General features: G+C 72.6%; 22 protein-coding genes and 1 pseudogene. 8 read left to right on the top strand and 15 right to left on the bottom strand.

From position 1 onward, the window contains the following. Positions 1 to 142 precede the first annotated feature (142 nt). Positions 143 to 3,703 (top strand): choice-of-anchor D domain-containing protein, encoded by a 3,561-nt coding sequence (locus Mco01_RS18470; protein WP_204058126.1) that lies wholly within the window; start codon positions 143 to 145, stop codon positions 3,701 to 3,703. A gap of 239 nt (positions 3,704 to 3,942) precedes the next feature. Here Mco01_RS18470 and Mco01_RS18465 read toward each other — a convergent pair whose 3' ends face one another. Then, positions 3,943 to 4,548, bottom strand: a complete 606-nt coding sequence (locus tag Mco01_RS18465; RefSeq protein ID WP_204058125.1) for a helix-turn-helix domain-containing protein — start codon at positions 4,546 to 4,548, stop codon at positions 3,943 to 3,945. Between the two features lie 224 nt (positions 4,549 to 4,772). Between Mco01_RS18465 and Mco01_RS18460 the strand changes: the two genes are divergently transcribed. The 4 genes and pseudogenes from Mco01_RS18460 to Mco01_RS40465 form a co-directional block, all read left to right on the top strand. Continuing rightward, positions 4,773 to 5,660, top strand: a complete 888-nt coding sequence (locus Mco01_RS18460; RefSeq protein WP_307825593.1) for an NAD(P)/FAD-dependent oxidoreductase — start codon at positions 4,773 to 4,775, stop codon at positions 5,658 to 5,660. 109 nt (positions 5,661 to 5,769) lie between these two features. Next, positions 5,770 to 6,066 (top strand): hypothetical protein, encoded by a 297-nt coding sequence (locus Mco01_RS18455; RefSeq protein ID WP_204058204.1) that lies wholly within the window; start codon positions 5,770 to 5,772, stop codon positions 6,064 to 6,066. Next, positions 5,949 to 7,379, top strand: coding sequence for an MFS transporter (locus Mco01_RS18450; protein ID WP_307825591.1), 1,431 nt, complete (start codon positions 5,949 to 5,951; stop codon positions 7,377 to 7,379). Before Mco01_RS18455 ends, Mco01_RS18450 begins: the two co-directional genes overlap by 118 nt. Before the next feature lie 108 nt (positions 7,380 to 7,487). Continuing rightward, a pseudogene (locus Mco01_RS40465) lies at positions 7,488 to 7,621 on the top strand (IS982 family transposase); the annotation flags it as partial. 22 nt (positions 7,622 to 7,643) lie between these two features. Here Mco01_RS40465 and Mco01_RS18445 read toward each other — a convergent pair. Beyond that, a complete protein-coding gene (locus tag Mco01_RS18445; protein ID WP_204058123.1) occupies positions 7,644 to 8,504 on the bottom strand; it encodes a siderophore-interacting protein in 861 nt (286 codons plus the stop codon). Positions 8,505 to 8,715: 211 nt separating this feature from the next. On the opposite strand from Mco01_RS18445, the gene Mco01_RS18440 reads away from it, so the two are divergent. Next, positions 8,716 to 8,907, top strand: a complete 192-nt coding sequence (locus tag Mco01_RS18440) for a hypothetical protein (RefSeq protein WP_204058122.1) — start codon at positions 8,716 to 8,718, stop codon at positions 8,905 to 8,907. Here Mco01_RS18440 and Mco01_RS18435 read toward each other — a convergent pair. From Mco01_RS18435 to Mco01_RS18375, 13 genes are all read right to left on the bottom strand, one after another. Then, positions 8,900 to 11,152 (bottom strand): heavy metal translocating P-type ATPase, encoded by a 2,253-nt coding sequence (locus Mco01_RS18435; RefSeq protein WP_204058121.1) that lies wholly within the window; start codon positions 11,150 to 11,152, stop codon positions 8,900 to 8,902. The genes Mco01_RS18440 and Mco01_RS18435 overlap by 8 nt on opposite strands. A 219-nt stretch (positions 11,153 to 11,371) precedes the next feature. Continuing rightward, positions 11,372 to 11,776: a nuclear transport factor 2 family protein gene (locus Mco01_RS18430; RefSeq protein ID WP_204058120.1), complete on the bottom strand. Its 405-nt coding sequence runs from the start codon at positions 11,774 to 11,776 to the stop codon at positions 11,372 to 11,374. Then, positions 11,773 to 13,041, bottom strand: a complete 1,269-nt coding sequence (locus Mco01_RS18425; protein WP_204058119.1) for an amidohydrolase family protein — start codon at positions 13,039 to 13,041, stop codon at positions 11,773 to 11,775. The genes Mco01_RS18430 and Mco01_RS18425 overlap by 4 nt, the downstream gene beginning before the upstream one ends. 109 nt (positions 13,042 to 13,150) lie before the next feature. Next, positions 13,151 to 14,149 (bottom strand): LLM class flavin-dependent oxidoreductase, encoded by a 999-nt coding sequence (locus tag Mco01_RS18420; protein WP_204058118.1) that lies wholly within the window; start codon positions 14,147 to 14,149, stop codon positions 13,151 to 13,153. After that, positions 14,146 to 16,575 (bottom strand): DUF885 family protein, encoded by a 2,430-nt coding sequence (locus Mco01_RS18415; RefSeq protein WP_204058117.1) that lies wholly within the window; start codon positions 16,573 to 16,575, stop codon positions 14,146 to 14,148. Before Mco01_RS18415 ends, Mco01_RS18420 begins: the two co-directional genes overlap by 4 nt. 40 nt (positions 16,576 to 16,615) lie before the next feature. Further along, positions 16,616 to 17,614 carry an ABC transporter ATP-binding protein gene (locus tag Mco01_RS18410; RefSeq protein ID WP_204058203.1) on the bottom strand — a complete coding sequence of 333 codons (999 nt, stop codon included), beginning with the start codon at positions 17,612 to 17,614 and terminating at the stop codon, positions 16,616 to 16,618. Next, positions 17,611 to 18,585: an ABC transporter ATP-binding protein gene (locus Mco01_RS18405; protein ID WP_204058116.1), complete on the bottom strand. Its 975-nt coding sequence runs from the start codon at positions 18,583 to 18,585 to the stop codon at positions 17,611 to 17,613. Before Mco01_RS18405 ends, Mco01_RS18410 begins: the two co-directional genes overlap by 4 nt. A gap of 2 nt (positions 18,586 to 18,587) precedes the next feature. Then, positions 18,588 to 19,472 (bottom strand): ABC transporter permease, encoded by an 885-nt coding sequence (locus Mco01_RS18400; protein WP_239103726.1) that lies wholly within the window; start codon positions 19,470 to 19,472, stop codon positions 18,588 to 18,590. Beyond that, positions 19,469 to 20,548 (bottom strand): ABC transporter permease, encoded by a 1,080-nt coding sequence (locus Mco01_RS18395; RefSeq protein WP_204058115.1) that lies wholly within the window; start codon positions 20,546 to 20,548, stop codon positions 19,469 to 19,471. Before Mco01_RS18395 ends, Mco01_RS18400 begins: the two co-directional genes overlap by 4 nt. Beyond that, on the bottom strand, positions 20,535 to 22,118 hold the full coding sequence (locus Mco01_RS18390) for an ABC transporter substrate-binding protein (RefSeq protein ID WP_204058114.1): 1,584 nt from the start codon (positions 22,116 to 22,118) through the stop codon (positions 20,535 to 20,537). The genes Mco01_RS18395 and Mco01_RS18390 overlap by 14 nt, the downstream gene beginning before the upstream one ends. Before the next feature lie 127 nt (positions 22,119 to 22,245). Continuing rightward, the gene (locus Mco01_RS18385; RefSeq protein ID WP_204058113.1) at positions 22,246 to 23,265 is read right to left on the bottom strand and encodes a LacI family DNA-binding transcriptional regulator; all 1,020 of its coding nucleotides are present in this window, start codon (positions 23,263 to 23,265) and stop codon (positions 22,246 to 22,248) included. 154 nt (positions 23,266 to 23,419) lie between these two features. Beyond that, the gene (locus tag Mco01_RS18380) at positions 23,420 to 24,937 is read right to left on the bottom strand and encodes a sodium:solute symporter family protein (RefSeq protein ID WP_204058112.1); all 1,518 of its coding nucleotides are present in this window, start codon (positions 24,935 to 24,937) and stop codon (positions 23,420 to 23,422) included. After that, on the bottom strand, positions 24,934 to 25,221 hold the full coding sequence (locus Mco01_RS18375; RefSeq protein ID WP_204058111.1) for a DUF3311 domain-containing protein: 288 nt from the start codon (positions 25,219 to 25,221) through the stop codon (positions 24,934 to 24,936). The genes Mco01_RS18380 and Mco01_RS18375 overlap by 4 nt, the downstream gene beginning before the upstream one ends. A 239-nt stretch (positions 25,222 to 25,460) precedes the next feature. On the opposite strand from Mco01_RS18375, the gene Mco01_RS18370 reads away from it, so the two are divergent. Next, a complete protein-coding gene (locus tag Mco01_RS18370) occupies positions 25,461 to 25,997 on the top strand; it encodes a helix-turn-helix domain-containing protein (protein ID WP_204058110.1) in 537 nt (178 codons plus the stop codon). Between the two features lie 28 nt (positions 25,998 to 26,025). Beyond that, the gene (locus tag Mco01_RS18365; protein ID WP_204058109.1) at positions 26,026 to 26,367 is read left to right on the top strand and encodes a TIGR04076 family protein; all 342 of its coding nucleotides are present in this window, start codon (positions 26,026 to 26,028) and stop codon (positions 26,365 to 26,367) included.

Below are 26,367 nucleotides of genomic sequence, written 5' to 3'. Positions count from 1 at the left end.
AAAATTTGCAGCAAAAATTGAGCTGCAATCACGGCACAGTTCGGTTATTGCGGAGAGATGTCCTGGAGGTTACGGTCCCAGGTACATCGATCCCATCGCTCTCCGGGCCTGTTCCCCCCGCAGCGCTGAAAGTGAGCAGCAGATGTCCATCCCCCGTCCACCGCGCGGGCCGCTGGCCCGCGTTCTCGTGGCGAGCGCCGCGCTGGCCGCGGCCGGTGTCGCCGCCGTCGTCCAGGCCGGTCCCGCCTCCGCGGCCGCGACCGGCGGCGTCGGCGCCTCCCTCCCGTACGTGGAGGTGCAGGCGGAGAACTCGACCACCAACGGCACCGTCATCGGCCCGAGCGCCGTCTACGGGACGCTGCCCGCCGAGGCGTCCTACCGCAAGGCGGTGACGCTGCAGGGCGGCGGCAAGTACGTCGAGTTCACCACGCCCGCGGCGACCAACTCGATCGTCTTCCGGTACAGCATCCCGGACAGCTCCGGCGGATCCGTCTACACGACCCAGCTGTCGCTGTACGTCAACGGGACCAAGCAGAGCAACTTCACCCTCACCAACGCCTACAGCTGGTACTACGGCGGCTACCCGTTCACCAACTCGCCGGGCGGCAACCCGCACCACTTCTACGACGAGGCGCACCGGCTGTTCACCACGACCTACCCGGCGGGGACGAAGTTCCGGCTGCAGGTCGACCCCGAGGACACCGCCTCGTCGTACACCATCGACTTCGCCGACTTCGAGAACGTCGGCGGCGCGCTGTCGCAGCCGGCCGGCTCGGTGTCCATCGCCAGCTACGGCGCCGACGCGTCCGGCTCGGCCGACTCGACCGCCGCGTTCACCTCGGCCATCAGCGCCGCCGGCGCGGGCGGCACGGTGTGGATCCCGCCGGGGACGTACCGGGTGCCCGGCCACATCATGGTCAACAACGTGACCATCCGGGGCGCCGGCATGTGGCGCTCCACGGTCACCGGCGCCGCCCCCGGCTTCTACGGCAACAACGCGCCGAACGGCAGCGGCGGCGTCCACCTGGCCGACTTCGCCGTCTTCGGCGACGTCCAGGAGCGCAACGACGGCGCGCAGGTCAACGGCATCGGCGGCGCGATGAGCAACTCGACCGTCGACCGCCTGTGGATCGAGCACGAGAAGGTCGGCGCCTGGATGGACGGGCCGTTCGACAACCTCGTGTTCAGCGGCATGCGGATCCGCAACACCACCGCGGACGGCGTCAACTTCCACGGCGGCGTCACGAACTCGAAGGTGACCAACAGCGACCTGCGCAACCTCGGCGACGACGGGCTCGCCACCTGGTCGGACCAGGCGATCGGCGCGGACGCCGGCAACTCCTTCGACCACAACACCGTGCAGTACCCGATCCTCGCCAACGGCATCGCCATCTACGGCGGCCACGACAACGTCGTCGCCGACAACCGGGTCATCGACTCGGGCCTAACCCAGGGCGGCGGCATCCACGTCGCGCAGCGCTTCGCCTCCACCCCGCTGGGCCGCACCGACGTGCTGCGCAACACGCTGATCCGCGACGGCAGCCTCGACCCCAACTGGAACTTCGGGGTCGGCGCGCTCTGGTTCGACGCGCGCGACGCGGCGATGAGCGGCCTGACCAACGTGGACAACATCCTGATCCAGCAGAGCCCGTTCGAGGCCGTCCAGTTCGTCTCGGGCTCCGGCATCACCAACGTGAAGATCAACAACGCGACCATCCAGAACACCGGCACCTGGGTCGTCCAGGAGCAGGTCGGCGGGTCGGCCACCATCTCCAACAGCACCGCGACCGGCACCCAGGCCCCCGCGCCGGTCTACAACTGCGGCGTCGGCTTCACGCTGACCGACGGCGGCGGCAACTCCGGCGTGACCGGCCCCACGGCCTGCCAGAACATCACCACCCCCGCGTTCCCGCCGTACCTGCCGGACAACGGCTCGCAGCTGTCGATCAGCCCGAGCACGCTCGGCTTCGGCACCGTGGCCACCGGCTCGTCGAGCGCCGCCCAGGCGGTCACGGTGACCAACACCGGCAGCTCCGCGGCGCCGGTCGGCTCGATCACCGCCTCCGGCGACTTCGGCCAGACCAACACCTGCGGCGGCAGCATCGCCGCGGGCGCCTCGTGCACGGTCAACGTCACGTTCACGCCGACCGCGTCCGGATCCCGGTCCGGCACGCTCACCATCACCGCGTCCGGCGTCACGAGCACGGTCGCGCTGTCGGGCACGGGTGTGGCGCCCGGGCCGATCCTCACCCCGAACCCGACGAGCCTGTCCTTCCCCGGGACCGTCGTCGGCAGCTCCTCCGCCACCCAGACCGTGACCGTGACGAACACCGGGACGACGGGGGCGACCGTCTCCGGGGTCTCGGCGAGCGGCGACTTCAGCCAGACCAACACCTGCGGCACCCTGGCGGTGAACGCGTCGTGCACGGTGACGGTACGGTTCACCCCGACCGCCTCGGGCACGCGCACCGGCACGGTCACGATCACCGGCAACGCCAACAACAGCCCGGCCACGATCTCCCTGTCGGGCAGCGGCGTCGGCAGCACCACCAACATCGCGCGTGGCCGGCCGGCCACGGCGAGCAGCCAGGTGAACGGGACGCAGAGTGCGGCCACGGCCACCGACGGCGACGCGAACACCTACTGGGAGAGCGCCAACAACGCCTTCCCGCAGTGGCTCCAGGTCGACCTGGGCGCGCAGTACGGCATCGGCAAGGTGACGCTGAAGCTGCCGCCGTCCTCGGCCTGGGGCACCCGCACCCAGACCCTGTCGGTGCAGACGTCGACGGACGGCACCACCTTCAGCACGGCCGTCGGCTCGGCGAACTACACGTTCACCTCGCCGTCCAACGTCGTCTCCATCACGGTCCCGGGGACGAACGCCCGGTACGTCCGGCTCAACATCACCGCCAACACCGGCTGGCCGGCGGGCCAGGTGTCGGAGTTCGAGGTGTACCCGAGCGGCGGCTCGTCCGGCTCGGCCACCCTGAGCGCCAACCCCACCTCGCTGACCTTCGCGAGCCAGGCGCTCACCACCACGAGCGCGGCCAAGACGGTCACGGTCACCAACACGGGTGACGCCTCCGGCTCGATCTCGGGCGTCACGGTCTCGGGCGACTTCGCCCAGACCAACACCTGCGGCACTCTCACGGCCGGCGCGTCCTGCACCGTCAGCGTCACCTTCCGGCCGACCGCCTCCGGCACCCGCACCGGCACGCTGACCGTCACCGGCAACGCGTCGAACAGCCCGGTGACGGTAGCCCTGACCGGGACCGGCGCCGGCGGGACGAGCACCAACCTGGCGGCGGGCAAGCCCACCGGCGAGTCGAGCCACACGCAGACCTACGGGTCGGGCAACGTGACGGACTCCGACCAGAACACCTACTGGGAGAGCGCCAACAACGCCTTCCCGCAGTGGGTCCAGGTCGACCTCGGCTCGGCCCAGAGCGCCGGCAGGATCGTCCTGCAGCTCCCCGCGTCCTGGGAGGCGCGCAAGGAGACGCTGACGGTCCAGGGGAGCACGGACGGGACGAGCTTCACCACGGTCGTGGGCTCCACCACCTACTCCTTCGACCCGGCCGGCGGCAACACGGTGACCATCACGTTCCCCGCGACGACCCAGCGGTACTTCCGGCTGACCATCACGGCGAACACCGGCTGGCCCGCCGGGCAGATCTCCGGCTTCCAGGTCTGGAACAGCTAGCGATCGACCGCTGACCGGTCCGGGCGGCCGGGCGCGTCTCGCGCCCGGCCGCCCGCGTCGTTCTCCTCGCGGCCGGCCGCCCGACGCCAGGTCATGGTGCCCGAGCCCGGACGGGCGACCGGCCGCGGTCACCGGCCCGGCCTGGCCGCACGGGCGGCGGGGGCGGGCGGAGCTCTGCTGATGGCCGCCGCGCAAGATCATCCCTGATGTGGTGGCGGAACTCCCTGCTTGCGAGGGTGCTACTCGCAGGGGCCCTGCGCGCCGTCGCACTCGCCGGTCTCGCCTGCGTCGCGTCGGTGGCCGCGGCGGGCGTCGCGGTCGAAGATACCCATGATCTCGCACGGGCCGCCCCCGACCCCGATCGCGTGCGGCATCATGGTGGGGAACTCGGCGGCCTGGTGGGTCTCGATGCGGAACCGGCGGTGGCCGAGCATGAGGATCGCGGTGCCGGAGAGCACGACGAGCCATTCGCGGCCGGGGTGGGCGCGCATGCGGGCGGGATTGTCGGGCGGAGGTTCGGTCATGCGCTGAAGCACGACGCTCATGCCGGGGTCGCCCTTGATGGGCCAGCGCATCAGGCCGTGGGCGCCGTCGATCATCGGGCTGATGACGACGTCGTCGGCGGCGTTCTCCACGAGCTGGTCGAGGGTGGTGTCCAGGGCGCGGGCGAGGGTGACGAGCTGGTCCAGGGCGAGGCGGCGCTGTCCGTTCTCGATCCGGCTCAGCGAGGACTGGCTGAGGTTGGCGCGGGTGGCCAGCTCTTCCAGGGACCAGCCCTGTGCGACGCGCAGTGCGCGGATCCGTTTGCGTACGAGGCTGTCCAGCCCCCCATCTTCTTGCGTCATAGGCAACATGGTATGCCTCTGCTGCAATGCGGGCTTAACGTCGAATACAGATGGTCCAGCCCCGGGGCCAGGTACGACGAAAGGGCGCGACATGTCTGCGCAGACTTCCCGCTACGAGAGCGACGCCATCCCCGCCGAGACCGTGGACGTGGTAGTGATCGGCGGCGGTCCCGCGGGCCTGAACGGCGCGCTGATGCTCGCACGCTCGCGCCGGTCGGTTCATCGTGATCGACAGCGGCACCCCGCGCAACGCACCTGCCGCGGTGATGCACGGCTTCATCGTCCTGGACGGTACCCCGCCACCCGAGATCCTCAAGCGCGGACGCCGGCAGGTCCGTGAATACGGCGGGCAGATCGTCTTCGGTGAAGTCGCCTCCGCCGAGCCCGCCGAACCGGTCGAGGGTGATCTGCGGTTCACCGTCACCCTCACCGCCGGCCGCAGCGTGACCGCGCGCCGCCTCCTGGTGGCCACCGGCCTGCGCGACGTACTGCCCGAGGTCCCAGGCCTGGCCGAGTACTGGGGCCACAGCGTCGTGCACTGCCCCTACTGCCACGGCTGGGAAGTGCGCGACGAGCCCATCGGCATCCTCGCCACCAGCCCCGCTTCCCTCCACCACGCACTGCTGTTCCGTCAGCTGACCGACGACCTCGTGTACTTCACCGATGGCGCGGACCTGGACGAGGGCACGCGCGCCCGGTTCGCCGCCCGCCACATCCGCATCGTCGAGACCGAAGTACAGGAAGTCGTCGAGAGGGACGGCGCCCTGGCCGGTTTGCGCCTGATGGACGGCACCTTCGTCGCCCGGCGCGTGATCACGGTGGCCACGCGGTTGCAGGCCCGCACCGAGGGCCTGGACGGGCTGAAGCTGCCGATGGAGGACCTGCCCGACGACATGGGCTGCCGCTTCGCCTCCGGCATGGCCGGCATCACCGACGTCCCCGGCGTGTGGGTGGCGGGCAACGCCACCGATCTGACCGCGCAGGTCGGTGCGTCCGCCGCGGCCGGCGCCCTGGCCGGATCCCACATCAACGCTCTGCTGGCCACCGCCGATACCGACACGGCCCTCGCCGCCGCCCAGGCCGCGAACACCCCCGCCCGACCCTCGGCCTGATCCACGCGGACCGCAGCCGGCGGTCCGCGCGACGAGCCCTTGTTCCCCCCTCTTCGGCGACCGGCCCTGTCCGGGCGCTGATTCTGCATGCCCTTTCTGAGAGGAAATCATGAGTAGCAACCAGCCTCCCCATGCGGCGGCCGCGACAGCGGCCGCGACAGTAGGTGGCGGGGGTACGCCGGATGCGCGTCAGCTGCGCGCGATCCTGACCGCCGTGTCGATCGCGCTGATGGCCGTCATCGCGTCGGTATCCGGCCTGAACGTCGCCCAGACCCACATGGCCGTCGAGTGGGGCGCCTCACAGACTGCTGTCCTGTGGATCATCAATGTTACACCCTTGCCCTGGCCGCCCTTCTGCTGCCGCTCGGTGCGATCGGTGACCGATTGGGCCGCAAGCCCATGCTGATCATCGGACTGATCATCTTCGGCGCGGCCGGCGTCGTCGCCGGGCTCGCCCCGTCGGCCGCAGTGATGATCGGCGCCCGCGTGGGCGCGGGCATCAGCGCTGCGATGATCATGCCCATCACGCTGGCCGTCATCACCTCCACGTTTCCCGAGGAGGAACGGGGCAAGGGGATCGGTGTATGGACCGGCGTCGCCGGAGGCGGCGGCATCCTGGGCATGTTCCTCTCCGCGTTCCTCGTGGACATCGCGGCCTGGCGGTGGCTGTTCGTGCTGCCCGTGGTACTGGTCGTCGTCGCGCTGGCGATGACCCTGAAGTCGGTGCCCGACTCCCGCGAACGCTCCACCTATTCCTTCGACACCATCGGCGCATTGGTGTCCACGATCGCCGTGGTCGGACTCATTTTCGTCCTGCAGGAAGGCCCCGAGCGCGGCTGGACCGATCCCGTCTCCCTGATCAGCCTGGCCGTCGGCGTGGTCGCCGCCATCGCCTTCGTGGCCTGGGAGCTGCACCGCCGCGACGCATCCCTGCTGGACGTACGCCTCTTCCGTGAGCGCGGCCTGGCCGGCGGCTCCATCACGCTGCTCGTCGTCTTCGGCGTCCAGGCCGGTATCGCCGTTGTGCTCTTCCCGTTCTTCCAGGCCGTGCTGGGCTGGTCGGGCCTGCTGTCGACCGTGGCGATGATGCCCATGGCCATCATGATGATGATGACGTCCGGCCTGGCCCCCAAGGTGGCCGCCAAGATCGGCGCCCGCTCCACCATGACCTTGGGCATCGCCCTGTCCGCCCTCGGCCTGGCGTTGATGGCGCTGTTCGTCTCCGTCGACGGCGGCTACCTGTCCATCCTCGCCGGCATGCTCGCCATGGGCATCGGCATGGGTCTGTCTATGACGCCCTCCACCGAGGCCATCACCAGTTCCCTGCCCCGCGCCAAGCAGGGCGTTGCCTCGGCCCTCAACGACGTCAACCGCGAATTCGGCACCGCCCTGGGCGTCGCGATGCTCGGCGCGCTCCTGGCAAACGGCTACCGCAGCGCCATTGACGACAAGCTCGGCGGCATCCCCCAGGGGGCCGCGGACACCGCACGCGAAGGAATCGCCAACGCCGTCGAAGTGGCTCCGAGCACTGGCAGCCATGCTCAGGACCTGATCCACGCCGCGCAGCAGTCCTTCGTCGACGGCTGGCAGCAGGCCATGTGGGCAGGCGTCGCCGTCATGGGCGTGCTGCTCGTCTACGTCGCTCTTCGCGGGCCGAAGGGCTCAGACCCCGCCATCGCGGACGAGACGGAGACCACGGAGACCGTCGCCGTCCGGTGACCGCGTAACGACTGGCGGATCATCCGTCAGGCGTCTGGCATCGCGATACCGCGATGCCTGACGCCCCAGCTCAGCTGCGGTTCGCCCGCAGTCCGTGTCCGTGGCCGGCAACGGCACGGTGGACGGACCCTCAAGGGCGTTGCCTCCGCGTCGCCCAGCGCATTCTCGCGATGGCCGCCGCGATCTGGCACAACCACAAGTTCGGCGCCCCCGTCCTGCGGTCCCTGACCGTATTCGACCACGAACCACATCGGAACTACTCGTCTAGGAGCCGCTCACGCCGAGGGCCTCGGCCTCCTCCTCCTCGATCCGCTGGTTCCACTCCCGCTTGGAGGACTGCCAGCCGTCCTCGTCCCGGCCGCGCCGCCAGTAGCCGGAGATCGACAGCCGCTCCATCGGCAGGCCGCGCTCCACGCGCAGATACCGCCGCAGTTCCTTGACGAAGGTCGCCTCCCCGTGGACGAAGGCGTGCACGACGCCCTCGGGGAAGTCGAGCCCCCGCACCGCCCGGACGAGCGCCTCGCCCACCTGCCCGCCGCCGCGGTGCAGCCACACGATCTCCGCGCTGCTGGCGGTCGGCAGCTTCTGCTCCTCCTCGGGGCCCTCCACCTCCACGAAGACGTGGGCCGGCGCCCCTGCCGGGAGCCGTTCCAGAGCCGCGCCGATCGCGGGCAGCGCGCTCTCGTCCCCGGCGAGCAGGTGCCAGTCCGCCTCGGCGCTCGGCGCGTAGGCGCCGCCCGGGCCCATGAAGCGGATCACGTCGCCCGGGCGCGCCCGCAGCGCCCACGGCCCGGCCAGGCCCTCGTCGCCGTGGTAGACGAAGTCGACGGCCAGCTCCAGCGCCGCCGGGTCCCAGGAGCGCACCGTGTAGGTCCGCGTCCTCGGCCACTGGTCGCGCGGCAGCTCGGCGCGGATCACCCCCATGTCGAACGGCTCGGGGTAGTCCACCCCCGGCACCGGGAACAGCAGCTTCACATAGTGATCGGTGAACTCTCCCGCGCCGAACCCGGCGAGTCCCTCACCGCCCAGCACCACGCGGATCATGTGCGGGGTCAGCCGCTCGGTGCGCAGCACCACGCCGGTCGTCACGGGGCGCGTGCGCCGTACCGGTTCGGTCGTCGCCATACGGTTTCCCTTCATCGTCTTGTTAGGTAAGCCTAACTACTTCGGGGCCCCCGTGGACGCGGAACATCCCGAGCCCTTGCGGTCCGGATTGTTACATCTGCTCCAAATGTTCCCCTTGTACCATCTGAAGCGCGGGGCCGGCAGCCCCGCCGTGCGGACCCGCTCCCACCCCCGGGAGCGGGCACCCGTCACCCGTCCGTCGGGAACCATCATGAACGAGACCACCCCATCGCCGGACCTGCCGCAGCGGGACACCGCCAGGCGATGCGCGACGCTCGAGTCCGGCCGGCGTTGCGTCCTGCCGTCCGGCCACGACTGCCCGCACGTCTACGCCCCGGTGCCGCTTCCACGACGCGACGAGCCGCCGGGCCCGCCGCCTTCCGGAAGCCGGGAGGTCACCTGAAGCGGCGCAGGCGCAGGCTGTTGCTGACGACGAAGACGCTGGAGAACGCCATGGCCGCCCCGGCGATCATGGGGTTGAGCAGCCCGAGCGCCGCCAGCGGCAGCGCCGCCACGTTGTAGGCGAACGCCCAGAACAGGTTGCCCTTGATGGTGCGCAGAGTCCGGCGCGACAGCCGGATCGCGTCGGCGGCCACCCGAAGGTCGCCCCGGACCAGGGTCAGATCGGCCGCCTCGATCGCCACATCGGCGCCGGTGCCCATCGCGAGCCCGAGGTCGGCCTGGGCCAGCGCCGCGGCGTCGTTCACGCCGTCGCCGACCATGGCCACCGTCCTGCCCTGAGACTGCAGCCGCTTCACGACGGCCACCTTGTCCGCCGGGAGCACCTCGGCGATCACCTCCGTGATGCCCACCTCGGCGGCGACCGCCCGCGCGGCCGCCTCGTTGTCGCCAGTGAGCAGGACCGGCGTCAGGCCCAGAGCGCGGAACCGGTCGACGGCCTCGGCGCTGGTCGGCTTGACGGTGTCGGCCACAGTCAGGACCGCGCGGGCCGCGCCGTCCCACCCCACCGCCACCGCCGTACGGCCGGCCGCCCGCGCCTCGTCAAGCGCCCGTTCGAGGTCCCGGGGCAGATGCTGCGACGACTCGGCGAGCAGCGCCGGCCGTCCCACCAGGACGGCGTGCCCGTCCACGACGCCCCGCACGCCTCGGCCCTCGAGGTTGGCGAAGTCCTCCGGCGTGGGCAGCGCGCCCACGCGCTCGGCGGCGCCTCGGGCGATCGCCTGCGCGATCGGGTGCTCCGAGGCGTGCTCCAGGCCGCCGGCCAGGCGGAGGACCTCCTCCTCGGCCGTGCCCTCGGCGACGCGCACCTCGACCAGGCTCATCTCCCCACGGGTCACCGTGCCGGTCTTGTCGAGCACGATCGTGTCGATCCGGCGGGTCGACTCGAGGACCTCCGGACCCCTGATCAGGATGCCGAGCTGGGCGCCGCGGCCGGTGCCGACCAGCAGCGCGGTCGGCGTGGCCAGCCCCAGCGCGCAGGGGCAGGCGATGATCAGCACCGCCACCGCGGCGGTGAAGGCGGCGCCTGCGCCCTCCCCCGTGCCCAGCCAGAACCCCAGCGTCGCCGCCGACAGCGCGATGACGATCGGGACGAAGACTCCCGAGATGCGGTCGGCCAGCCGCTGCACCTGGGCCTTGCCGGTCTGGGCCTCCTCCACCAGCCGCGCCATCTGGGCGAGCTGGGTGTCGGCCCCGACCCGGGTCGCCCGCACCACCAGCCGGCCGCCGGCGTTCACGGTCGCTCCGGTCACCGAGTCGCCGGGCCGCACCTCGACCGGGACCGACTCCCCCGTGAGCATCGAGGCGTCGACCGCCGAGCCGCCCTCCTCGATCACGCCGTCCGTTGCGATCTTCTCCCCGGGCCGTACGACGAAGCGGTCGCCCACCCTCAGCTCGCCGGCGGGCACGCGGACCTGCCGGCCGTCGCGGAGCACCGTGACGTCCTTGGCGCCGAGCTCCAGCAGGGCGCGCAGGGCGGCGCCCGCCCGGCGCTTGGACCGGGCCTCGAAATAGCGTCCGGCCAGGATGAACGCGGTCACCCCGGCGGCCGCCTCCAGATAGATGTTCCCCGACCCGTCGCCCCGCGACATGGTCAGGTCGAACCCGTGGGTCATGCCGGGCATGCCCGCGGCGCCGAAGAACAGCGCCCACACCGACCAGCCGAGGGCCGCGACGGTGCCGAGCGACACCAGGGTGTCCATGGTCGCCGCGCCGTGACGCAGGTTGGTCCAGGCGGCCCGGTGGAAGGGCAGACCGCCGTACACCACGACCGGGGCGGCGAGGGTGAGCGACAGCCACTGCCAGTAGGTGAACTGCAGCACGGGGATCATCGCCATCGCCACGACCGGCACGGCGAGCGCGACGGAGACGTATAAGCGGGTGCGCAGGGAGCCGAGCTCGTCGTCCGCGTCCCGTGGCCCCGTGCCGGGCTCGGGCGCGGGAGGCTCGGGGAGCCTCGCCCCGTAGCCGGCCTTCTCCACCTCGGCGACGAGCACGTGCGGGTCCAGCCCCTCGGGGAAGGTCACCTTCGCCTTCTCCGTGGCGTAGTTGACCGTGGCGGACACGCCCTCCAGCCTGTTGAGCTTGCGCTCGATCCGGTTGGCGCAGGACGCGCAGGTCATTCCGCTGATCGAGAGCTCGACGCCGGCGCTCGCGGTGGGCCGCCTGTCATCGGTGACGGAGGTCATCACCTCTCCTCTCGGCAAGCTGCTCGTCCCCGGCGGGGGACGCTCCTGCGGGCGTCGCGGCCGGCGAGCCCGCCGACGTCCACCGAGGGTACGCGGCGCGCCCGCCCTGTTTCCCCCTTGACGGACGTCGCGGAGCCGCCGCGGTCCCCCAGGTCATATCGTCGACTATACCCCTCCACCGTATTAGTGCTGCCGAGGGCCCCAGGCTTGGGGCCGGATTCACCCCTGCCCGGGCCGTACCAGCTCGGCGTGATGATGGACGATGAGCCAGCCCTCCGCCGAGCGCCGCAGCACGTCGGTGACCCGGGTCTCCTCGGGTGCGCCGCCGCCGGCCGGGACCGCGACCAGCACGTAGCGGGCCGCGGCGGTGTCGTCCCACACGTCGACCCGCATGTCGCGGGCCGTGAGCGACGCCAGGGCCGGCCGGGCCCCGGCCGCGTCCCGCTGCGACCGGTAGGCGTCGAGGTCGGCGCGGTCGCGCAGCGGGCCCGGCAGGTGCGTCTCCCACGTGGTCACCTCGGGGTGCAGGTGGGCGTCGAAACGGCGGCGGTCGCCGGCGAGGAAGGCGTCGTACATGTCCTCGATGCCCGCCGCGACCGCGCCGGCCGCGTCCTGTCCCGTCATGCCGCCTCCATTCCCGCCCGGTCGTCGCGGACGATCCGGCCGCCCGCCATCACCCAGCGCACGCCCCGGAACGCCGAGGTGTCCGCGAGGGGGTCGCCGTCCATCGCGATCAGGTCGGCGAACTTGCCGGGTTCGACGCTGCCGAGGTCGGCCTCCGCGCCGAGCCACCGGATCGGGCCGAGCGTGCCGGCGTACAGGGCGCGTGCCGGGCCGAGGCCGGCCCCGGACATGTGCTCCAGCTCCCGTACGGAGGCGTTGGTGCCCTCGAACCCCCAGAACGGCGGCATGTCGCTGCCGAGCAGCACCTCCACCCCGGCGGCGAGGGCCATGGCGTAGCTCTCCAGGTGCCGGGGGCCCGCCCCGAGCGAGCGGCGCTGCATCCACTCCGGCACTCCGAGCTCGTCGAAGAACTCCTTGCAGCGGGTGACGAGCAGGGTCGGCACCAGGGCGGTTCCCCGTTCCGCCATCAGCGCCGCGACCTCCGGGGTGAGCTGGTAGCCGTGCTCGACGCAGTCCAGCCCCAGGCCGACCGCCTCGGCGATGACCGGCGCGGGCCCGGCGTGCGCGGTGACCTTCCGGCCCCAGGCGTGCGCCGTCTCGATCACGGCGGCCAGCTCGTCGCCGAAGAGCTGCCGCGTGTGGATCGCCTCGTGCTCGCCGGCGATGCCCCCGGAGATCATCACCTTGATCAGGTCGGCTCCGGCCCTGACCTGGCTGCGCACCCCGCGGCGGAAGCCGTCGACGCCGTCGCACTCCAGGGTGTCCGTGCCCTCGTGCCCGTGGCCGCCGGTGCAGACGAGCGCCCGGCCGGCGGTGAAGATCCGCGGGCCGGTCACCCGTCCCGACGTGATCGCGCGGCGCAGCGCGAAGTCGGCGTGGTCCTTCTCGGCCACGCACCGGACGGTGGTCACCCCGCACAGCAGCGTGCGCCGGGCGCCGTCGGCCATGTAGAGGGCGAGCTCGTGCGCGCCCATCCCCTTGACGGCGTCGCCGCCCTGGCCCGGCAGGGACAGGGACAGGTGGGTGTGCATGTTCACCAGCCCCGGGGTCACGTACGCGCCGGCCAGGTCGACCCGCCGGAACTCGCCGGCCGCTTCCGCCGCCGCGAGCACCTCGGCGGCGGGCCCGACCGCCGCGATGCGCTCCCCGCGCACCCACACGGCGGCGCCGGGCAGCGGGCCGACGCCGTCCAGGACCCGGCCGTCGACCACCGTGCACCCGGTCAGCACGATCCCGGGCGGTTCCGCGTGAGCCGCGGCGTTCATGAGATCCACTCCTGTCCGTAGAGTTCGCGGGCCGCCTCGGCCCAGGCGCGGCCCTCGGCGACGCCGCTCCGCGCCGCGGTCGCGATCCCGGCGTCGCCGTGCCCGCCGGTCACCGCGGCACCGCGGCCAGGGCCGGCAGGACCTCCGTGCCGAGCACGTCGACCGCCTGCCGCACGTCAGGGCCGAGGGGCGGCCCGAACGACAGGTGGGTGGCGCCCATCTCGCGCAGCGACCGGCACCTCTCGACCACCTGCGCCACGCTGCCCGTGACGCCCAGCGCCAGCATCCTGTCGTCGACCAGCCTGGCGGCGGCGTCCAGGCCCTCGCCCTCCAGCGCCGCCGTCACCGGGGCGAAGTCCTCGATCGCGAGCCCGGCCCTGGTCAGCAGGTACGGCGCGAAGGACGGCCCGTAGTAGGCGATCTTCGCCGCAAGGGCGAGCCGCGCCTCCTCGGCGTCGTCGGCCACCGACACCCAGAAGCAGGCGGGGATGTCGATCTCGTCCGGCGACCGCCGGGCGTCCTCGGCCCCCCGGAGCACCTGCGCCCTGGCGTCCGCGAAGTGCTCCGGCGGGTAGAGCAGCGGCAGCACGCCGTCCGCCAGCCTCCCCGCCATCTCCAGCATCTTCGGGCTCATGCCCCCGACGTAGACGGGCACCGGCGCGCCCGGGGGGACGCGCAGCTCCGCCGACGGCCCGAACCACTCGGGCAGCTCCCCCCGCACGTCGCGGGCGCCCAGCAGGGCCCGGGCCGCCGTCACCGCCTCCGCCGTCCTCGTGAGGGGGCGCGGCCGGTCGATCCCCGCCCACGCGAGGAACTCGGCGGAGCCGGCCGCGAGGCCGAGCAGGAACCGGCCGCCGGTCGCCTCCTGCATGGTCGCCGCCATCATCGCGATCTCGGCGACGTGGACCGAGTACGGATTCATGATCCCGACGCCCAGCCTGATCCGCTCCGTCTTCGCCGCGAGCACCCCGAGGAGCACCGGGGCCGACCGCAGGAACAGGTCGTTGGACACCCAGAGCTGGTCGAAACCGTGCCGCTCCGCCCGCTGGGCCAGGTCGACGAGGGTCGCGACGTCGAGATCGTTGTTCACCCGCAGGGAGTACGTCATCGGCGGACCGCCTGCGCGTCGACCTCGACCTCGACGAGGAAATCGGGACCGATCAGCGAGCCGACCACGTAGGTGCTGTTGGCGGGCGCCACGTCGCCGAGCACCTCGGCGTGGGCGCGCGACGCCTCCCGCCAGTCGGCCCCCGGCGCCAGCAGCAGGCGGGTGCGCAGCACCGACGTGCGGGCGCCGCCCAGCTCCTCGACGGCCGCCACGGCCCTGCGCAGGCACTCGAGGGTCTGCGCGTAGGTGTCGCCCGGGTGCAGCGCCGAGCCGTCCGGCCCGTGCGCCGTCGTCCCGCTCACCGCGATGCCGTCGCCCTGCCGGGCCGCGCGGGAGTACCCCGCCTGCTCCTCCCACCCCGTCCCGTCGCGGAACCGCGGACCGGGCGGGGGCGTGTCCGCTTCGCCCGGGGAGCCGCCGGCCTCCGGGACGGAGCCCTGCGCCGGGTCGGTGTACTCCTCGATCCGCACGACCCGGCCGTCCCGGACCTCGACGCGCATCATCGCGTCGACCGCGAGCTCCGCGCCCGTGGCCCGCTCGCGGCCGCGGTACACGCACCGCTGCACGTAGCCGTCCGGCAGCGGGTCGACGCGCAGATCGGTGGCGTGGAATCCGTCGTAGTGCGCGGCGATGCGGCGGACGGCGTCGAGGCTCTCCGCCTTGTCCCGCGCCACGCCGTCGTGGTTGTGCCACACCCGGATGTCCTCGGCGTACAACCGGTCGAGCCGCGCCAGGTCGCCGGAGGCGATGGCGTCGACGAGGTCCTCGGCGTACCGGCGCATGTCGACGGAGGCGTCGGCGAGGGCGTCGGCCCGCCGCAGGTCGCCCGCGTCGTCAAGGAGCTGCAGCCGCTGCACGGCCAGCGGCACGTTGCCGTCGGACCACAGGGCGTCGTGGAAGGCCCGCAGGTCGAAGCCGTCGCGGGCGCGCCGGGCGGCGTCGGCGAGCAGCCGCATCACCTGGACCTTTCCCACCTGGTACGAGAGGCCCTGCCCGGGGGTCGCCGCGAAGAAGGCGGCCTCCTCCCTCGCGGTGTCGAGGTCGAGCGGCACGAGGTCGTTGAGCATGCGCGCGGCGCCGTCGATGTCGATCTCGCCGAGCGCGAGCCTGACGTCCACCTCCACCCGGATCGCCCGCAGCCGCATGAAGTTGTAGACGATGGCGCGGGTGAGCGGCGCGTCGTCGAACAGCCCCGCCTGCAGGACCATCTCCTCGTTGTAGAAGGCGATCCCCTCGTTCGGCACGGAGTCGTAGAACCGCCGATGCGCCGGGTCGGGGTGCCGCCAGGTGAGCGCGAGCTGCTGGTAGTGCACCCCCTCGTGGATGATGCCGGCCCTCGGGTCGGCCGCGTTCGCGCGGTAGAAGTACGGCAGGCCGGGGCCCGGCGCGGGGACGTAGCTGACGCCGTCCTCGGCCAGCCGGTCCTCGTCGGTGAGGTCGTCGCTCACCCCGAGCCAGCGCAGCGGCTCCAGGTAGGCGGGCCGCGGCAGGTTGCGGTAGTGCCGCAGCGAGGCCGGCTGCGAGAGCAGCCCGCGCTCCTCGTAGAACGCGCGCACGTCGAGCTCGGCGGCCCGCTCCGTCGCGCACTGCTCCTCGGCCGTGGCGGGAGGGGGCGGCCACTCGGGGGGCCCGGACCTCGCCCGTTCGAACAGCTCGAACGCCTCGGCCCGGTCCCGCTCCTGCGCGGCGAGGTTGAGGATCTCCGCGGCCGACCAGGGCAGCAGGGCGACACGATGCAGGAAGAACCCGAAGGCCTCCCGGCCCACGGGACGGTGCGGGGCGAACGTGGGAACACAGTCGGCCAGCCAGGAGCGCCATGCCGCGAGCGCCTGCGAGGCGTCCTCGGCGGCGCTCAGGGCGGCCTCCCGCCAGTCGCCGTCGAGCAGCGGGGCGAGCAGCCCGATGGAGGCGCGGAGCTGCTCGGGCGCCCCGGCGCTGTCGCGCAGCGCGAGCTCGGCGAACTCGCGGGTCGCGGTCGCCTCGAGGTTGTCCCGCGCGGTGCCGAGGGTGGCGGGGATCCAGCGCAGCCGCTCGACGACGTCCGCGCTGCGCGCCGCGTCGAAGGGGGCCGGGGATAGCAGGGCGTCGAAGACGTGGCCGATGGTCTGGTCGAGGTAGAACCAGGGGTCGCGCCGCCAGCTCCGCACGATCTCGAGCTCCCAGCGCACCCGGGCCGTCGCCGAGCCCAGCAGCCGCCGGGGCACCTCGACGGCGGGGTCCTCCGACGGCGCCACGGCAGCCAGCCCGCTCTCGACGCCGGCCAGAAAGCGCAGGCCCTCGTTCACGGTGGCGGCGTCCCACGCCGGGCGCCACCCGGCCGGCCGGGTCACGCGCGGGATGTCGTCGCGCGTGCGCGGGGTGGTGGCGAGCCGCCAGGTCCAGAACCGCTCGGTCAGATCGGTGAGAACCGACCTGGGATCGGTCATGTCGCGTCCTTCCATAGGGGCCGTGCCGTGGGGATGTGGGTCAGTCGGCCGCCGGCGCCGCCTCCCGCGGCTCCGGCAGCGGACGCGGCGGCTCGCCGGGGCTCTGCAGGACGCACGCGGCCGACCGGCCGTCCCGCAGGACGGCGAGCGGCGGGTCCTGCCGGGAGCACTCCGGCAGCGCCAGGGGGCAGCGCGGGTGGAACCGGCAGCCGCCGGGCGGCCGCGCCGGGTCGGGGACGTCGCCCGGGAGCTCGACCGGCAGGACGCCGGCCCCGTCGGCACGCGGCACGGCCGAGATCAGCGCCCGCGTGTAGGGGTGGGCGGGCGAGGACCAGATCTCCCGGGTCGGGCCCACCTCGACGACGCGCCCCAGGTACATGACCGCGGTGCGGTCGGCGATCTGCCGGACGACCGACAGGTCGTGGGAGATGAACACCATGCCCATGTCGAGCTCGCGCACGAGCGCGACGAGCAGGTTGGCGACGGACGCCTGCGCCGAGGCGTCGAGCGCGCTGATCGGCTCGTCGGCGACGATGCAGCTCGGGTCGGTGGCCAGCGTCCTGGCGATCGCGATGCGCTGGCGCTGCCCGCCGCTGAACTCGTGCGGGTACCGCCTCGCGGCGTCCGCCGGCAGCCCGACGCGTTCGAGCAGCTCCCCCGCCCTGCGCGCGGCCTCCGGGCGGCCGGTCCCGCCGAGGACGTACCCGTCGCCGACCTGGTCGCCGATCCGCCGCCGCGGGTTGAGCGACGCGTACGGATCCTGGAAGACCATCTGCAGGCCGCGCAGCCCCGGCTCGCGCCGCCGCCTGCCCAGGGGCGTGACGTCGCGGCCGTCGAAACGGACCGCGCCGGCGGCGGCCGGCTGCAGCCCGACGAGGGCGCGCCCGAGCGTCGACTTGCCGCAGCCCGACTCGCCGACGAGCCCGAGGATCTCACCCCGTCCGAGGCTCAGGTCGACCCCGTCGACCGCGCGCAGCGCGGACGCCCCGCGCCTGTGGTACTCGACGGCGACTCCCGTCGCCTCCAGCAGCGTGCTCACGCGGCGCCTCCCAGTGGGTCGGGCGGGCAGGCCGACTCGTGCGCCGGTTCGACGAGGGCCGGCACGGGGCGATCTGTCCGGCACTCCGGGACGGCGAACCCGCAGCGGGGGTGGAAGGGACATCCCTCGGGCACCTCGCCGAGGGGCGGCGGACCGCCCGGGATCGGCCGGAGCGCCGCGGCTCCGCTCTCCGGGTGCGGCAGCGCGTCGAGCAGGCCCTTGGTGTAGGGGTGGCGGGGCCGGGTCAGCACGTCCCGCCTCGGGCCGACCTCCGCCACCCGGCCGCCGTACATGACGCAGATCCGGTCGGCCACGGCCGACATCACGCCGAGATCGTGCGTGATCACGACGACGGCGAGGTCCTGTTCGCGGCGCAGCCTGTCGAGCAGCCGCAGGATCCCCGCCTGGACGGTGACGTCCAGCGCGGTCGTGGGCTCGTCGGCCAGGAGCAGGCGCGGCTCGCAGGCGAGCGCCACGGCGATGGCGATGCGCTGCCGCATGCCGCCGGAGAACTGGGCCGGGTGCGCGCCGAGCGCCCGCTCGGGGTCCGGGATGCGCACCGTGGCGAGCAGCTCGACGGCCCGCCCGCGCGCCTGCGACCCGCTCAGCCCGAGGTGGTGGCGCATGTGCTCGGTCAGCTGCGTCTCGATGCTGAGCATCGGGTGCAGGCTCGTCGACGGGTCCTGGGACACCATCGCGATCCGGCGGCCGCGCACCGCCCGCAGTTCCCCCGGGGACATCGCGAGCAGGTCGCGTCCCTCGAACACCGCTCTGCCGCTGGTCCGCGCGGCGTGCGGGAGCAGGCCGAGCAGCGCCATGGCGGTCATCGTCTTGCCGCTGCCGCTCTCTCCGGCGATGCCGAAGATCTCCCCGCTGTCGACCCGGAACGACAAATCGTCGACGGCCTTGCGCGGGCCCCGCCGGGTGGCGAGCCACACGGTGAGGTTCTCGACTTCCAGGAGCACTCCCATGATCACTCCCTGATGGCGCGCGCGGTGCGCGGGTCGAGGGCGTCCCGCAGGGTGTCGCCCACGAAGTTGAAGGCGAGCACGACCGTGAGGATGGCCAGCCCGGGGAACAGGCCCACCCACCAGCGGTCGAAGTTCGCCGCGCCGGCCGCGACCATGGCGCCCCACTCCGCGGTGGGCGGCTGGGCGCCGAGCCCGAGGAACGACAGGCCGGACAGCAGCAGGACGGCGTTGCCGACGTCGAGCGCGGCCATCACCAGCACCGGCCCGGCGATGTTGGGCCGCAGGTCCACGACCATCGTCCGGAAGGCCGACGACCCGAGCAGGCGGCTGGCCGCGACGTACTCCGAGTTCCTGGCGGACAGCACGAGGCCGCGCACCAACCGCGCGTACGAGGGCCACGACACCACGACCACCGCGAGGACGGCGTTGCGGAGCTGGGGCCCGAGCGCCGCGGCCACGGCCATCGCCAGGATGATGCCGGGGAAGGCGAACACCAGGTCGGCCAGCCGCATCAACGCGCCGTCGACCCAGCCGCCGAAGAAGCCCGCCACCGTCCCCACGACGGATCCGAGCACGGCGGCGAGCGCCACCAGCAGGAACGCCAGCGGCAACGAGACGCGGGAGCCGTAGATCACCCGGTTCAGCACGTCCCGGCCGAGCTCGTCGGTGCCGAACAGGTGCTGCCCGGACGGCTCCAACAGCTTCGGCGAGAGCTGGTCGAGCGGCCCCTGGGGGGCCAGCAGCGGCGCCAGGACGGCGATCAGCACCCACAGGACGACGAGCGCGCCGCCCACGAGCGCGAGCGGCTGCCGCCACGGCGATCGGGCGGCCCGGTCGCGGCGGGCGCCTCCGGCGGGGGCCGCCGGCACGGATTCGGTCACTGTCACGTCAGTCTGATCCTCGGGTCGATGACCCCGTAGAGGAGGTCGACGAGCAGGTTCATGACGATGTAGACGGCCGCGACGACGACGCTGACGCCCATGATGGCGGGCAGGTCGAGGTTGACGGCGCTGTGGTAGGCGTACTGCCCGAGGCCCGGCCAGGAGAAGATGTTCTCCACGAGGACCGCGCCCGACAGCAGGCTGCCGAAGGCGACGCCGGCCACGGTGATGATGGCCACCATCGCGGGGCGCAGGACGTGCCGCATGATGACGACCCGCTCCGGAAGACCCTTGGCCCGGGCCGCGCGGACGTAGTCGTTGCCGAGGATCTCCAGCACGGACGCGCGGGTGAAGCGCATCAGCATGCCCACGGTGTAGACGGCCAGCACGAGCGACGGCAGCACGAGGTGCCGCACCGCCGACCACCAGACGTCCCACTGCCCGCCGAGCGCCGCGTCCACCGTGTAGAAGCCCGTCAGGTGCGGCGGGGCGTTCATGCCGGGGTCGAGGCGGCCGCCGCCCGGCAGCAGCCCGAACTTGAAGAACAGCAGGTAGAAGGCGACGAGCGCGACCCAGAACGTCGGCATCGACACGCCGCCGAGGCTCACCACGCGCAGGACCTGGTCGGGCCAGCGGTCCCGGTTGACGGCGGCGACGACGCCGAGGGCCACGCCGACGAGCAGGGAGAGCACGATCGCGAACAGCGCGAGCTCGATCGTGGCCGGCACGTACTCCGCGAGGTCCTGCGCCACCGCCCGGTGGCTCTGCTGGGACATCCCGAGGTTGCCCTGCAGCAGGTTGCCGAGGTAGGTCAGGTACTGCAGCGGGACCGGCCGGTCGAGGCCGTACTTGGCCCGGAACGCCGCGACGGCGGCGGGGTCGCCGATGGCCCGCTGCCCGAGGTTCGCCGTGGCGGGGTCGCCCGGCACCAGCTGCGTCAGGACGAACGCGACCAGCGTGATCCCTGCGCACAGCAGCACGGCGGCCGCGAGGCGCCGGGCGAGGAACCGCAGCAGCCCCCTTCCGGAGCGGGCCCTCTGGCCCGCTCCGGAGGCGGCGGCGGTCGGGTTAGCCGAGCTCACGGACGTTGACCTGCCACAGAGCGTTGGACTGCAGGTTCTTCAGCGACTTCGCGCCCACGAGGATCTGGGCCGGCTGGATCAGCGGCATGATCGGCCCCGACTCGTTCATGGACTGCTGGATCTGCTTGTACAGCGCGGCCCGCTGCTGGTCGTCGATGGTCGACGCGGCCTGCTCGCCGAGCTTCTCCAGCGCGGCGTCCGTGCCCTTCGCCCAGCCCGCGCGCAGGCCGACGAGCTGGCCCGGCAGGAAGTTGAGGTAGTCGCTCGGGTCGGGGTAGTCGGGACCCCACTCCCACAGGCCGAGCTCCTCCTTGCCGCCGCGGTAGGTGTCCAGAGCGGTCTGCACCGACGCGGGCGCCAGGTTCACCGTGATGCCGACCTCCTTGAGGTTGGCCTGCACCCGCGCCGCGAGGTCGCCGAAGTTGAGCCCGTTGACCTGGATGTCGCTCGGGTAGCTCAGCTTCACGGTGGGGTTCTGCACGCCGGACGCGGCCAGCGCCGCCTTGGCCCTGGCGACGTCGCGCACGACCGCGTCGGTGTCCGCGAGCGCGCCGAGGAAGATCGACGGGACGATCCCCGGCGCCTGGACGGCTCCCTGCCCGGCGAGGTCGAGCAGGCCCTTGTAGTCGATCCCGTAGCGGACGGCCTCCTGGAACTTGGCGTTCGAGGAGGTCTTCGAGATGTCCGGGTTGTTGTTCGTGAACAGGAAGAACACGTTCGGCGAGGCGCCGTTCACGACCTGGAGCTGGTCGAGGCCCTTGGCCTGGTCGGGCGACAGGTCCACCGCGATCTGCGACTCGCCCTTGAGGACGTTGAGCCGCTGCACGTTGGCCTGCACGTTGCGCACGACCACCTTGGAGTACGCCGGCTTCGTGCCCCAGTACTTCTCGTTCGCGGTCAGCACGACCTGCGTGGTGGTGCTGAAGCTGCTGAGGGTGTACGGGCCGCTGCCGAGGGACTGCGAGTTGAGGAAGCTCTCCGCGGTGTCGGACTTGTCGGCGCCCTCCGCGTCGGTGGCGCCGTGCTGCTTGGCCACGGCCGAGTTGAGGATCCCGAGCGCGGGGTTGGGCAGGATGAACGGGACGGCGGCGTTCGCCTTCTCGCTGGTGATGACCACGGTGCCCGGGTCCGGGGCGGCGACCGTCAGCCCGTCCATGAGGAACGACGGGTTGCCCTTCAGGTTCTTCACCCGGTTGAGCGAGAAGACGACGTCGGCCGCCGTGACGGGCGAGCCGTCGGAGAACGTGGCGCCGGTGCGGAGCTTGAACGTGAAGGTCTTGCCGTCCGGGGCCGCGGTGTAGGACTCCGCGAGCGCCGGGACCGGCTTCGTCACGTCGCTGCCCTTGAACGTGAGCAGCGTGTCGTAGATGGACTCGTCGACCATCAGCCCGGTCGGCTCGAACATGCGGCCGGGGTCGGCGGTCTTCAGCTGGAACGCGGTGTCGATTACGAGGGTGCCGCCGCCCGCCTGCGAACTCGTCGAGGTGGGGGTCGAGCCGCCGCCGCACGCGGCGAGCAGGCTCGACAGCGCGATGGCCGCTGTGAGCAAACCGGCAGACCGGATCTTCATGCGGGTCTCCAAGGCCGGACTACGGAGGGAGTTGCAGGGCGGTCGTCCGGGCCGCCGTGAGCAAACGTTTCCACAACTTCCTGCACCGGCCGATCCGGTGTCAAGGGTGTTCCGGCCGGTCGAAAGGTCACGATTCGGCTATGACGCATGACTGGCGGATCACCAGTTGCGCGCCGACGCGGTACTCGGTCGGCGTCTGCCCCGTCGAGCCGGGGTTCGCGACGATGCGGTCGAGGAGCAGGCTCACCGCCAGGTCGCCCATCCTGGCCGCGTTGTTGTCCATCACCGTGATCCCCGGGTCCCACCAGCGCAGCATGTCGGCGTCCTCGTAGCAGAGCACGCTGAGCTCGCCGGGGATCCGCACGCCGCGCTCGCGCAGCGCGGGCAGCAGCCCGAAGGCCGCCTCGTGGTTGGTGACCAGCACCGCCGTCGGCCGCCTCCCCTCGGGGAGCGCGAGCATGCGCGCGGCCGCCTCCGCGCCCCACGCGGGCTCCAGCGGCCCCTGGAAGACCAGGTCGTCGCGGTAGGGGACGCCTGCCTCGTCCAGCGCCAGGCGGTGCCCCGCGAGCCGCTCGTAGCCGGACGTCACCGCCGGCGGCCCGGCCACCACCGCGATCCGCTGATGGGAGAGCCCCAGCAGGTAGCGGGTGGCCTCCCGGGCCCCCTCGATGTCGGCGCCCAGCACGCAGTCGCCCGCCGGGCGGCGCGGCCGCCGGGCGAGGTGGATCGCGGGGATGTCCGTCTCCCGCAGCGACTGGACCGCCTCGTCGTCGGACCCGACGACGAGGACCCCGTCCACGTTGTGGTCGCGCAGGGTCTCCACGTACGCGCGCTCCTCGCCGGCGTCGTCGCCGGTGATGCACAGCACGAGGTGGTAGCCGGACGCCTTGAGCCGGTCGTGCACGACCTCCGCGATCACGTGCAGGGACGCGTTGACCAGGTTCGTGATGACCAGCCCGATCAGCCGGGAGTGGTTCGTGCGCAGGCCGCGGGCGAGCGCGTTGGGCCGGTAGCCCAGGTCCTCCGCCACTTGGCGGACCCGCTCCCGGGTGGCCGCGCTCACCCGCCCGGAGCCCGACAGCGCGCGGGAGGCCGTGCTGAGGGAGACCCCGCTCGCCGCGGCGACCTTGCGAAGGTCCACGACCACGCTGCGTCCTCCCACTTGCGTCGCTGACCCGAGCCGAAGATGCGCAAACGTTCTCACAATTCGCGCCTCCCCGCCAGTTAGCAAAGCAGTTAGCGAAGCGACGGGTGCCCGGAGTGTAGATCCGCACGGGGGACGCCGGGAAGATCGGCGGTTGTCAGGCGCGGCCGGCGACCACCTCCGGCGGTCCCCCTGCGGCGACGTCGTCGGCGCCGAGCGCCAGCCCCACCGCGACGGCGCGCTCGCCGGGTCGCGGCGTCACCAGGCTCACCACGACGACGACCACCAGGTTGACGGCCATGGCGAGCAGTCCAGGCTCCCAGTCGGGCAGGTGCGCGGCCCAGAAGTCCTTCGCGAAGGGGGCGAGCAGGGCGGTGAAACCGGCCACGATGCCGGCCAGCACGCCGATCGCCGTGGTGCGCCGCCACAGGAACGCGAGGAACACCGCGGGTGCGAGCATCCCGATCGCGGAGTACGCGTAGAGCAGGATCGTGACCAGCGACTCGCTGCGGCCGAGCGTCAGCCACACCGCGATCGCGGCGAAGCCGATCATCGACACCTTGGACAGCAGCAGCGCCCGCCGGTCGTCGAGGCCCTTCCGCAGCGGCGCCACGACGTTGCGGGCGAACAGCGAGCCGCAGGTCAGCAGCAGGACCGACCCGGGGGCGAGGGCGAGCAGGAAGCCGGTACCGGCGACCAGGCCCACGGTCCACGCCGGGTACCGGTCGGTGACGAACTGCAGCAGCGCCGCGTTCGGGTTGCCGCCGCCGGGGGCGGTGCCGGCCGTCAGCGCGGCGAAGCCGAGCAGGATGACGAAGAAGTACGCGAGCGAGTACAGCGGCTGCCAGACGGCGTTGCGCCGGATCGCCCGCCCGCTCCGCGCCGCGTACGAGACCTGGAACAGGTGCGGGAACACCCAGTTGCCCAGGGCCACATTGAGGGCCGAGGTCATCAGCCACACCGGCCCGGTCGGTGACGCGGGGTCGAGCCCGGGCAGCCTGCCTATGCCGGGATGCGCCCGCTCCGCGAGGCGGAACACGTCGGACAGCGACGCGGCGCCCACCTTCGCTGCCACCGTGGCCGACAGCAGGACCACCACGACGACCATGAGGACGTCCTTGACGGCGGCGGCGAACGCCGCCGAGCGGAGACCGGCCAGATAGACGAAGGCGAGCATGACGAGCGCCGCGACGACGACGGCCGCCGTCGCCGACAGGGTCCCGCCGAGCGCGAGCTGCACGATCAGGCTCAGGCTCACCAGCTGGATCTGCACGTAGACGACCAGGGCGGCGATGCCGACCAGGCCGGCGACCACGCCGAGCCACGGAGCGCCGAAGCGTGCGGTGAAGAAGTCGGCCTGGGTGATCAGGCCGTGCGCGCGGCCGGCGCGCCAGATCTTGGGCATCAGCCAGTAGCCCAGCGCGTAGCTCAGCGAGACCGAGCAGAAGGCCAGGTAGGCGGGGGCGCCGAGGGCCCAGGCGTAGCCGGAGATGCCGAGGACGGCGAACGTCGTGTAGACCTCTCCGGCGTTCATGAACCAGAAGATCAGGGTGCCGAGGCGCCGGCCGCCGACCGCCCATTCGCTGACGCTGGCCGTCCCGGCGGCGCGGCGGCCGTACCCGACGGCCCCGGCCGCGGTGCCCAGCACGATCACCAGCACGATGGCGAGCTTCATGCCGGCTCGCCCGCGGTCGTCTCGGTGGCCGCCTCGAACCGGCGCTCCTCCTCGTCGACGCCCGCCGCCCGGTCGAGCCGTACCACGGCCGCGATGACGACGGAGGTGGCGACGATGCCGAGCATCTGCCAGAACATGGGGAACGGGATCTCCAGTGGCGTCGCCCGCACGTCGTTGACGACCGGCACGAGCGCGACCTGCCAGACGAACGGGATCACGAGCAGCCATCGATGAGCGGTGGACCGGCGTGCCGGGGCTCGCTCGGGGGGAGGGAGCGATGTCATGACTCTCCTGAAGGTGCGAGCGGCGGCGTGGCCGCCGACCCCGATCGTGCAGCTTCACTGCACGTTGAGCGGGCACGCTAGGGTCTCCGCCGCAGCCCCGTCAAGGCCCTAATTGTGACAAACCGCCAGAAAGCCCGCCCAACATGCCGTTGACGTGGGCCCCGCCTCCCCCTACGGTGCATGCCACGCGTGCAGTTAACCTGCACGTGACACGGCGATGGTAAGAAAGGGCGGCGTGGGTGATCGGAGACCGCTTGCGCGAGCTGCGCACGGCGCGGGGCATGAGCCTTCGCGTCCTCGCCGAGCAGGCGGGGGTGTCCGCGACGCTGCTCAGCCAGGTGGAGCGGGGAGTCACCGAGCCCAGCCTGACGACCCTCCGCCGGCTCGCCGGCGTCTTCGGCGAGTCCATCGCCTCGCTGTTCGAGGATCCCGCCGCCCCGTCGGTGTGGATCAGCAGGCCCGGCGAGCGGACGACCCTGGGCGCGCCCAACGGCCAGATCCGGTACGAACGGCTCACCCCCGGCAACGGTCAGCTCGAGGTGCTGCGCGCGGTCCTCGCCCCCGGCGAGGTCTCCAGTGAGGACCTGTGGAGCCACCCGTCGCTGGAGTGCGCGTACGTGGTCGCGGGGACGCTGACCGTCGAGTTCGAGCGGGTGACGCACAGCGTCGCCGCGGGCGAGAGCATCACGTTCGACTCCAGCCAGCCGCACCGCTACCGCAACACGTCCGGCGCGCCCGCGGAGATCGTGCTCGCCATCAACCCGCCGACGCCCTGAGCGCCGGTCGCTGACGGAAGGAACCGGCATGGCCGACCACGACGGCGCCGAGGGCGCCGGCGACATGGAGCTCTACGACCTGCGGGTGAGCGTCGACCACATCGAGGGACGGTCGGTCTGCGGCATGGCGCCCGGCGACTACTTCGAGCTGACCGACAGCGCCCACCTGCGCCTCCCCGAGGGCCGCCACTTCTGCGTGTACGCCCTGGCCTCCGTGCTGCCGTTCCTGGCCGCCAAGCAGCGCGACCTCGCCTCAGGAGACTGGCTGGCCCAGGACGCGCTGTTCGCCTGCCCCGACCCCGAGGAGCGCCTGGTCATGCGGGTGGAGCGCACCTGCAGGCGCCGGCTGAACTCCGCCGACCTGACCTGA

The sequence above is a fragment of the Microbispora corallina genome, from assembly GCF_016863035.1.
GTDB classification, from domain to species: Bacteria; Actinomycetota; Actinomycetes; order Streptosporangiales; family Streptosporangiaceae; genus Microbispora; species Microbispora corallina.
The sequence above is the reverse complement of the archived record's forward strand: the minus strand, read 5'-3'. Positions and strand labels throughout refer to the sequence as shown.

Excerpts from the sequence above, each read along its gene's own strand:
- Mco01_RS18470 (WP_204058126.1), top strand. The coding sequence starts at position 143 with ATGTCCATCCCCCGTCCACCGCGCGGGCCGCTGGCCCGCGTTCTCGTG.
- Mco01_RS18465 (WP_204058125.1), bottom strand. The coding sequence starts at position 4,548 with ATGACGCAAGAAGATGGGGGGCTGGACAGCCTCGTACGCAAACGGATC.
- Mco01_RS18455 (WP_204058204.1), top strand. The coding sequence starts at position 5,770 with ATGAGTAGCAACCAGCCTCCCCATGCGGCGGCCGCGACAGCGGCCGCG.
- Mco01_RS18445 (WP_204058123.1), bottom strand. The coding sequence starts at position 8,504 with ATGGCGACGACCGAACCGGTACGGCGCACGCGCCCCGTGACGACCGGC.
- Mco01_RS18440 (WP_204058122.1), top strand. The coding sequence starts at position 8,716 with ATGAACGAGACCACCCCATCGCCGGACCTGCCGCAGCGGGACACCGCC.
- Mco01_RS18435 (WP_204058121.1), bottom strand. The coding sequence starts at position 11,152 with ATGACCTCCGTCACCGATGACAGGCGGCCCACCGCGAGCGCCGGCGTC.
- Mco01_RS18430 (WP_204058120.1), bottom strand. The coding sequence starts at position 11,776 with ATGACGGGACAGGACGCGGCCGGCGCGGTCGCGGCGGGCATCGAGGAC.
- Mco01_RS18425 (WP_204058119.1), bottom strand. The coding sequence starts at position 13,041 with ATGAACGCCGCGGCTCACGCGGAACCGCCCGGGATCGTGCTGACCGGG.
- Mco01_RS18420 (WP_204058118.1), bottom strand. The coding sequence starts at position 14,149 with ATGACGTACTCCCTGCGGGTGAACAACGATCTCGACGTCGCGACCCTC.
- Mco01_RS18415 (WP_204058117.1), bottom strand. The coding sequence starts at position 16,575 with ATGACCGATCCCAGGTCGGTTCTCACCGATCTGACCGAGCGGTTCTGG.
- Mco01_RS18405 (WP_204058116.1), bottom strand. The coding sequence starts at position 18,585 with ATGGGAGTGCTCCTGGAAGTCGAGAACCTCACCGTGTGGCTCGCCACC.
- Mco01_RS18390 (WP_204058114.1), bottom strand. The coding sequence starts at position 22,118 with ATGAAGATCCGGTCTGCCGGTTTGCTCACAGCGGCCATCGCGCTGTCG.
- Mco01_RS18380 (WP_204058112.1), bottom strand. The coding sequence starts at position 24,937 with ATGAAGCTCGCCATCGTGCTGGTGATCGTGCTGGGCACCGCGGCCGGG.
- Mco01_RS18375 (WP_204058111.1), bottom strand. The coding sequence starts at position 25,221 with ATGACATCGCTCCCTCCCCCCGAGCGAGCCCCGGCACGCCGGTCCACC.
- Mco01_RS18365 (WP_204058109.1), top strand. The coding sequence starts at position 26,026 with ATGGCCGACCACGACGGCGCCGAGGGCGCCGGCGACATGGAGCTCTAC.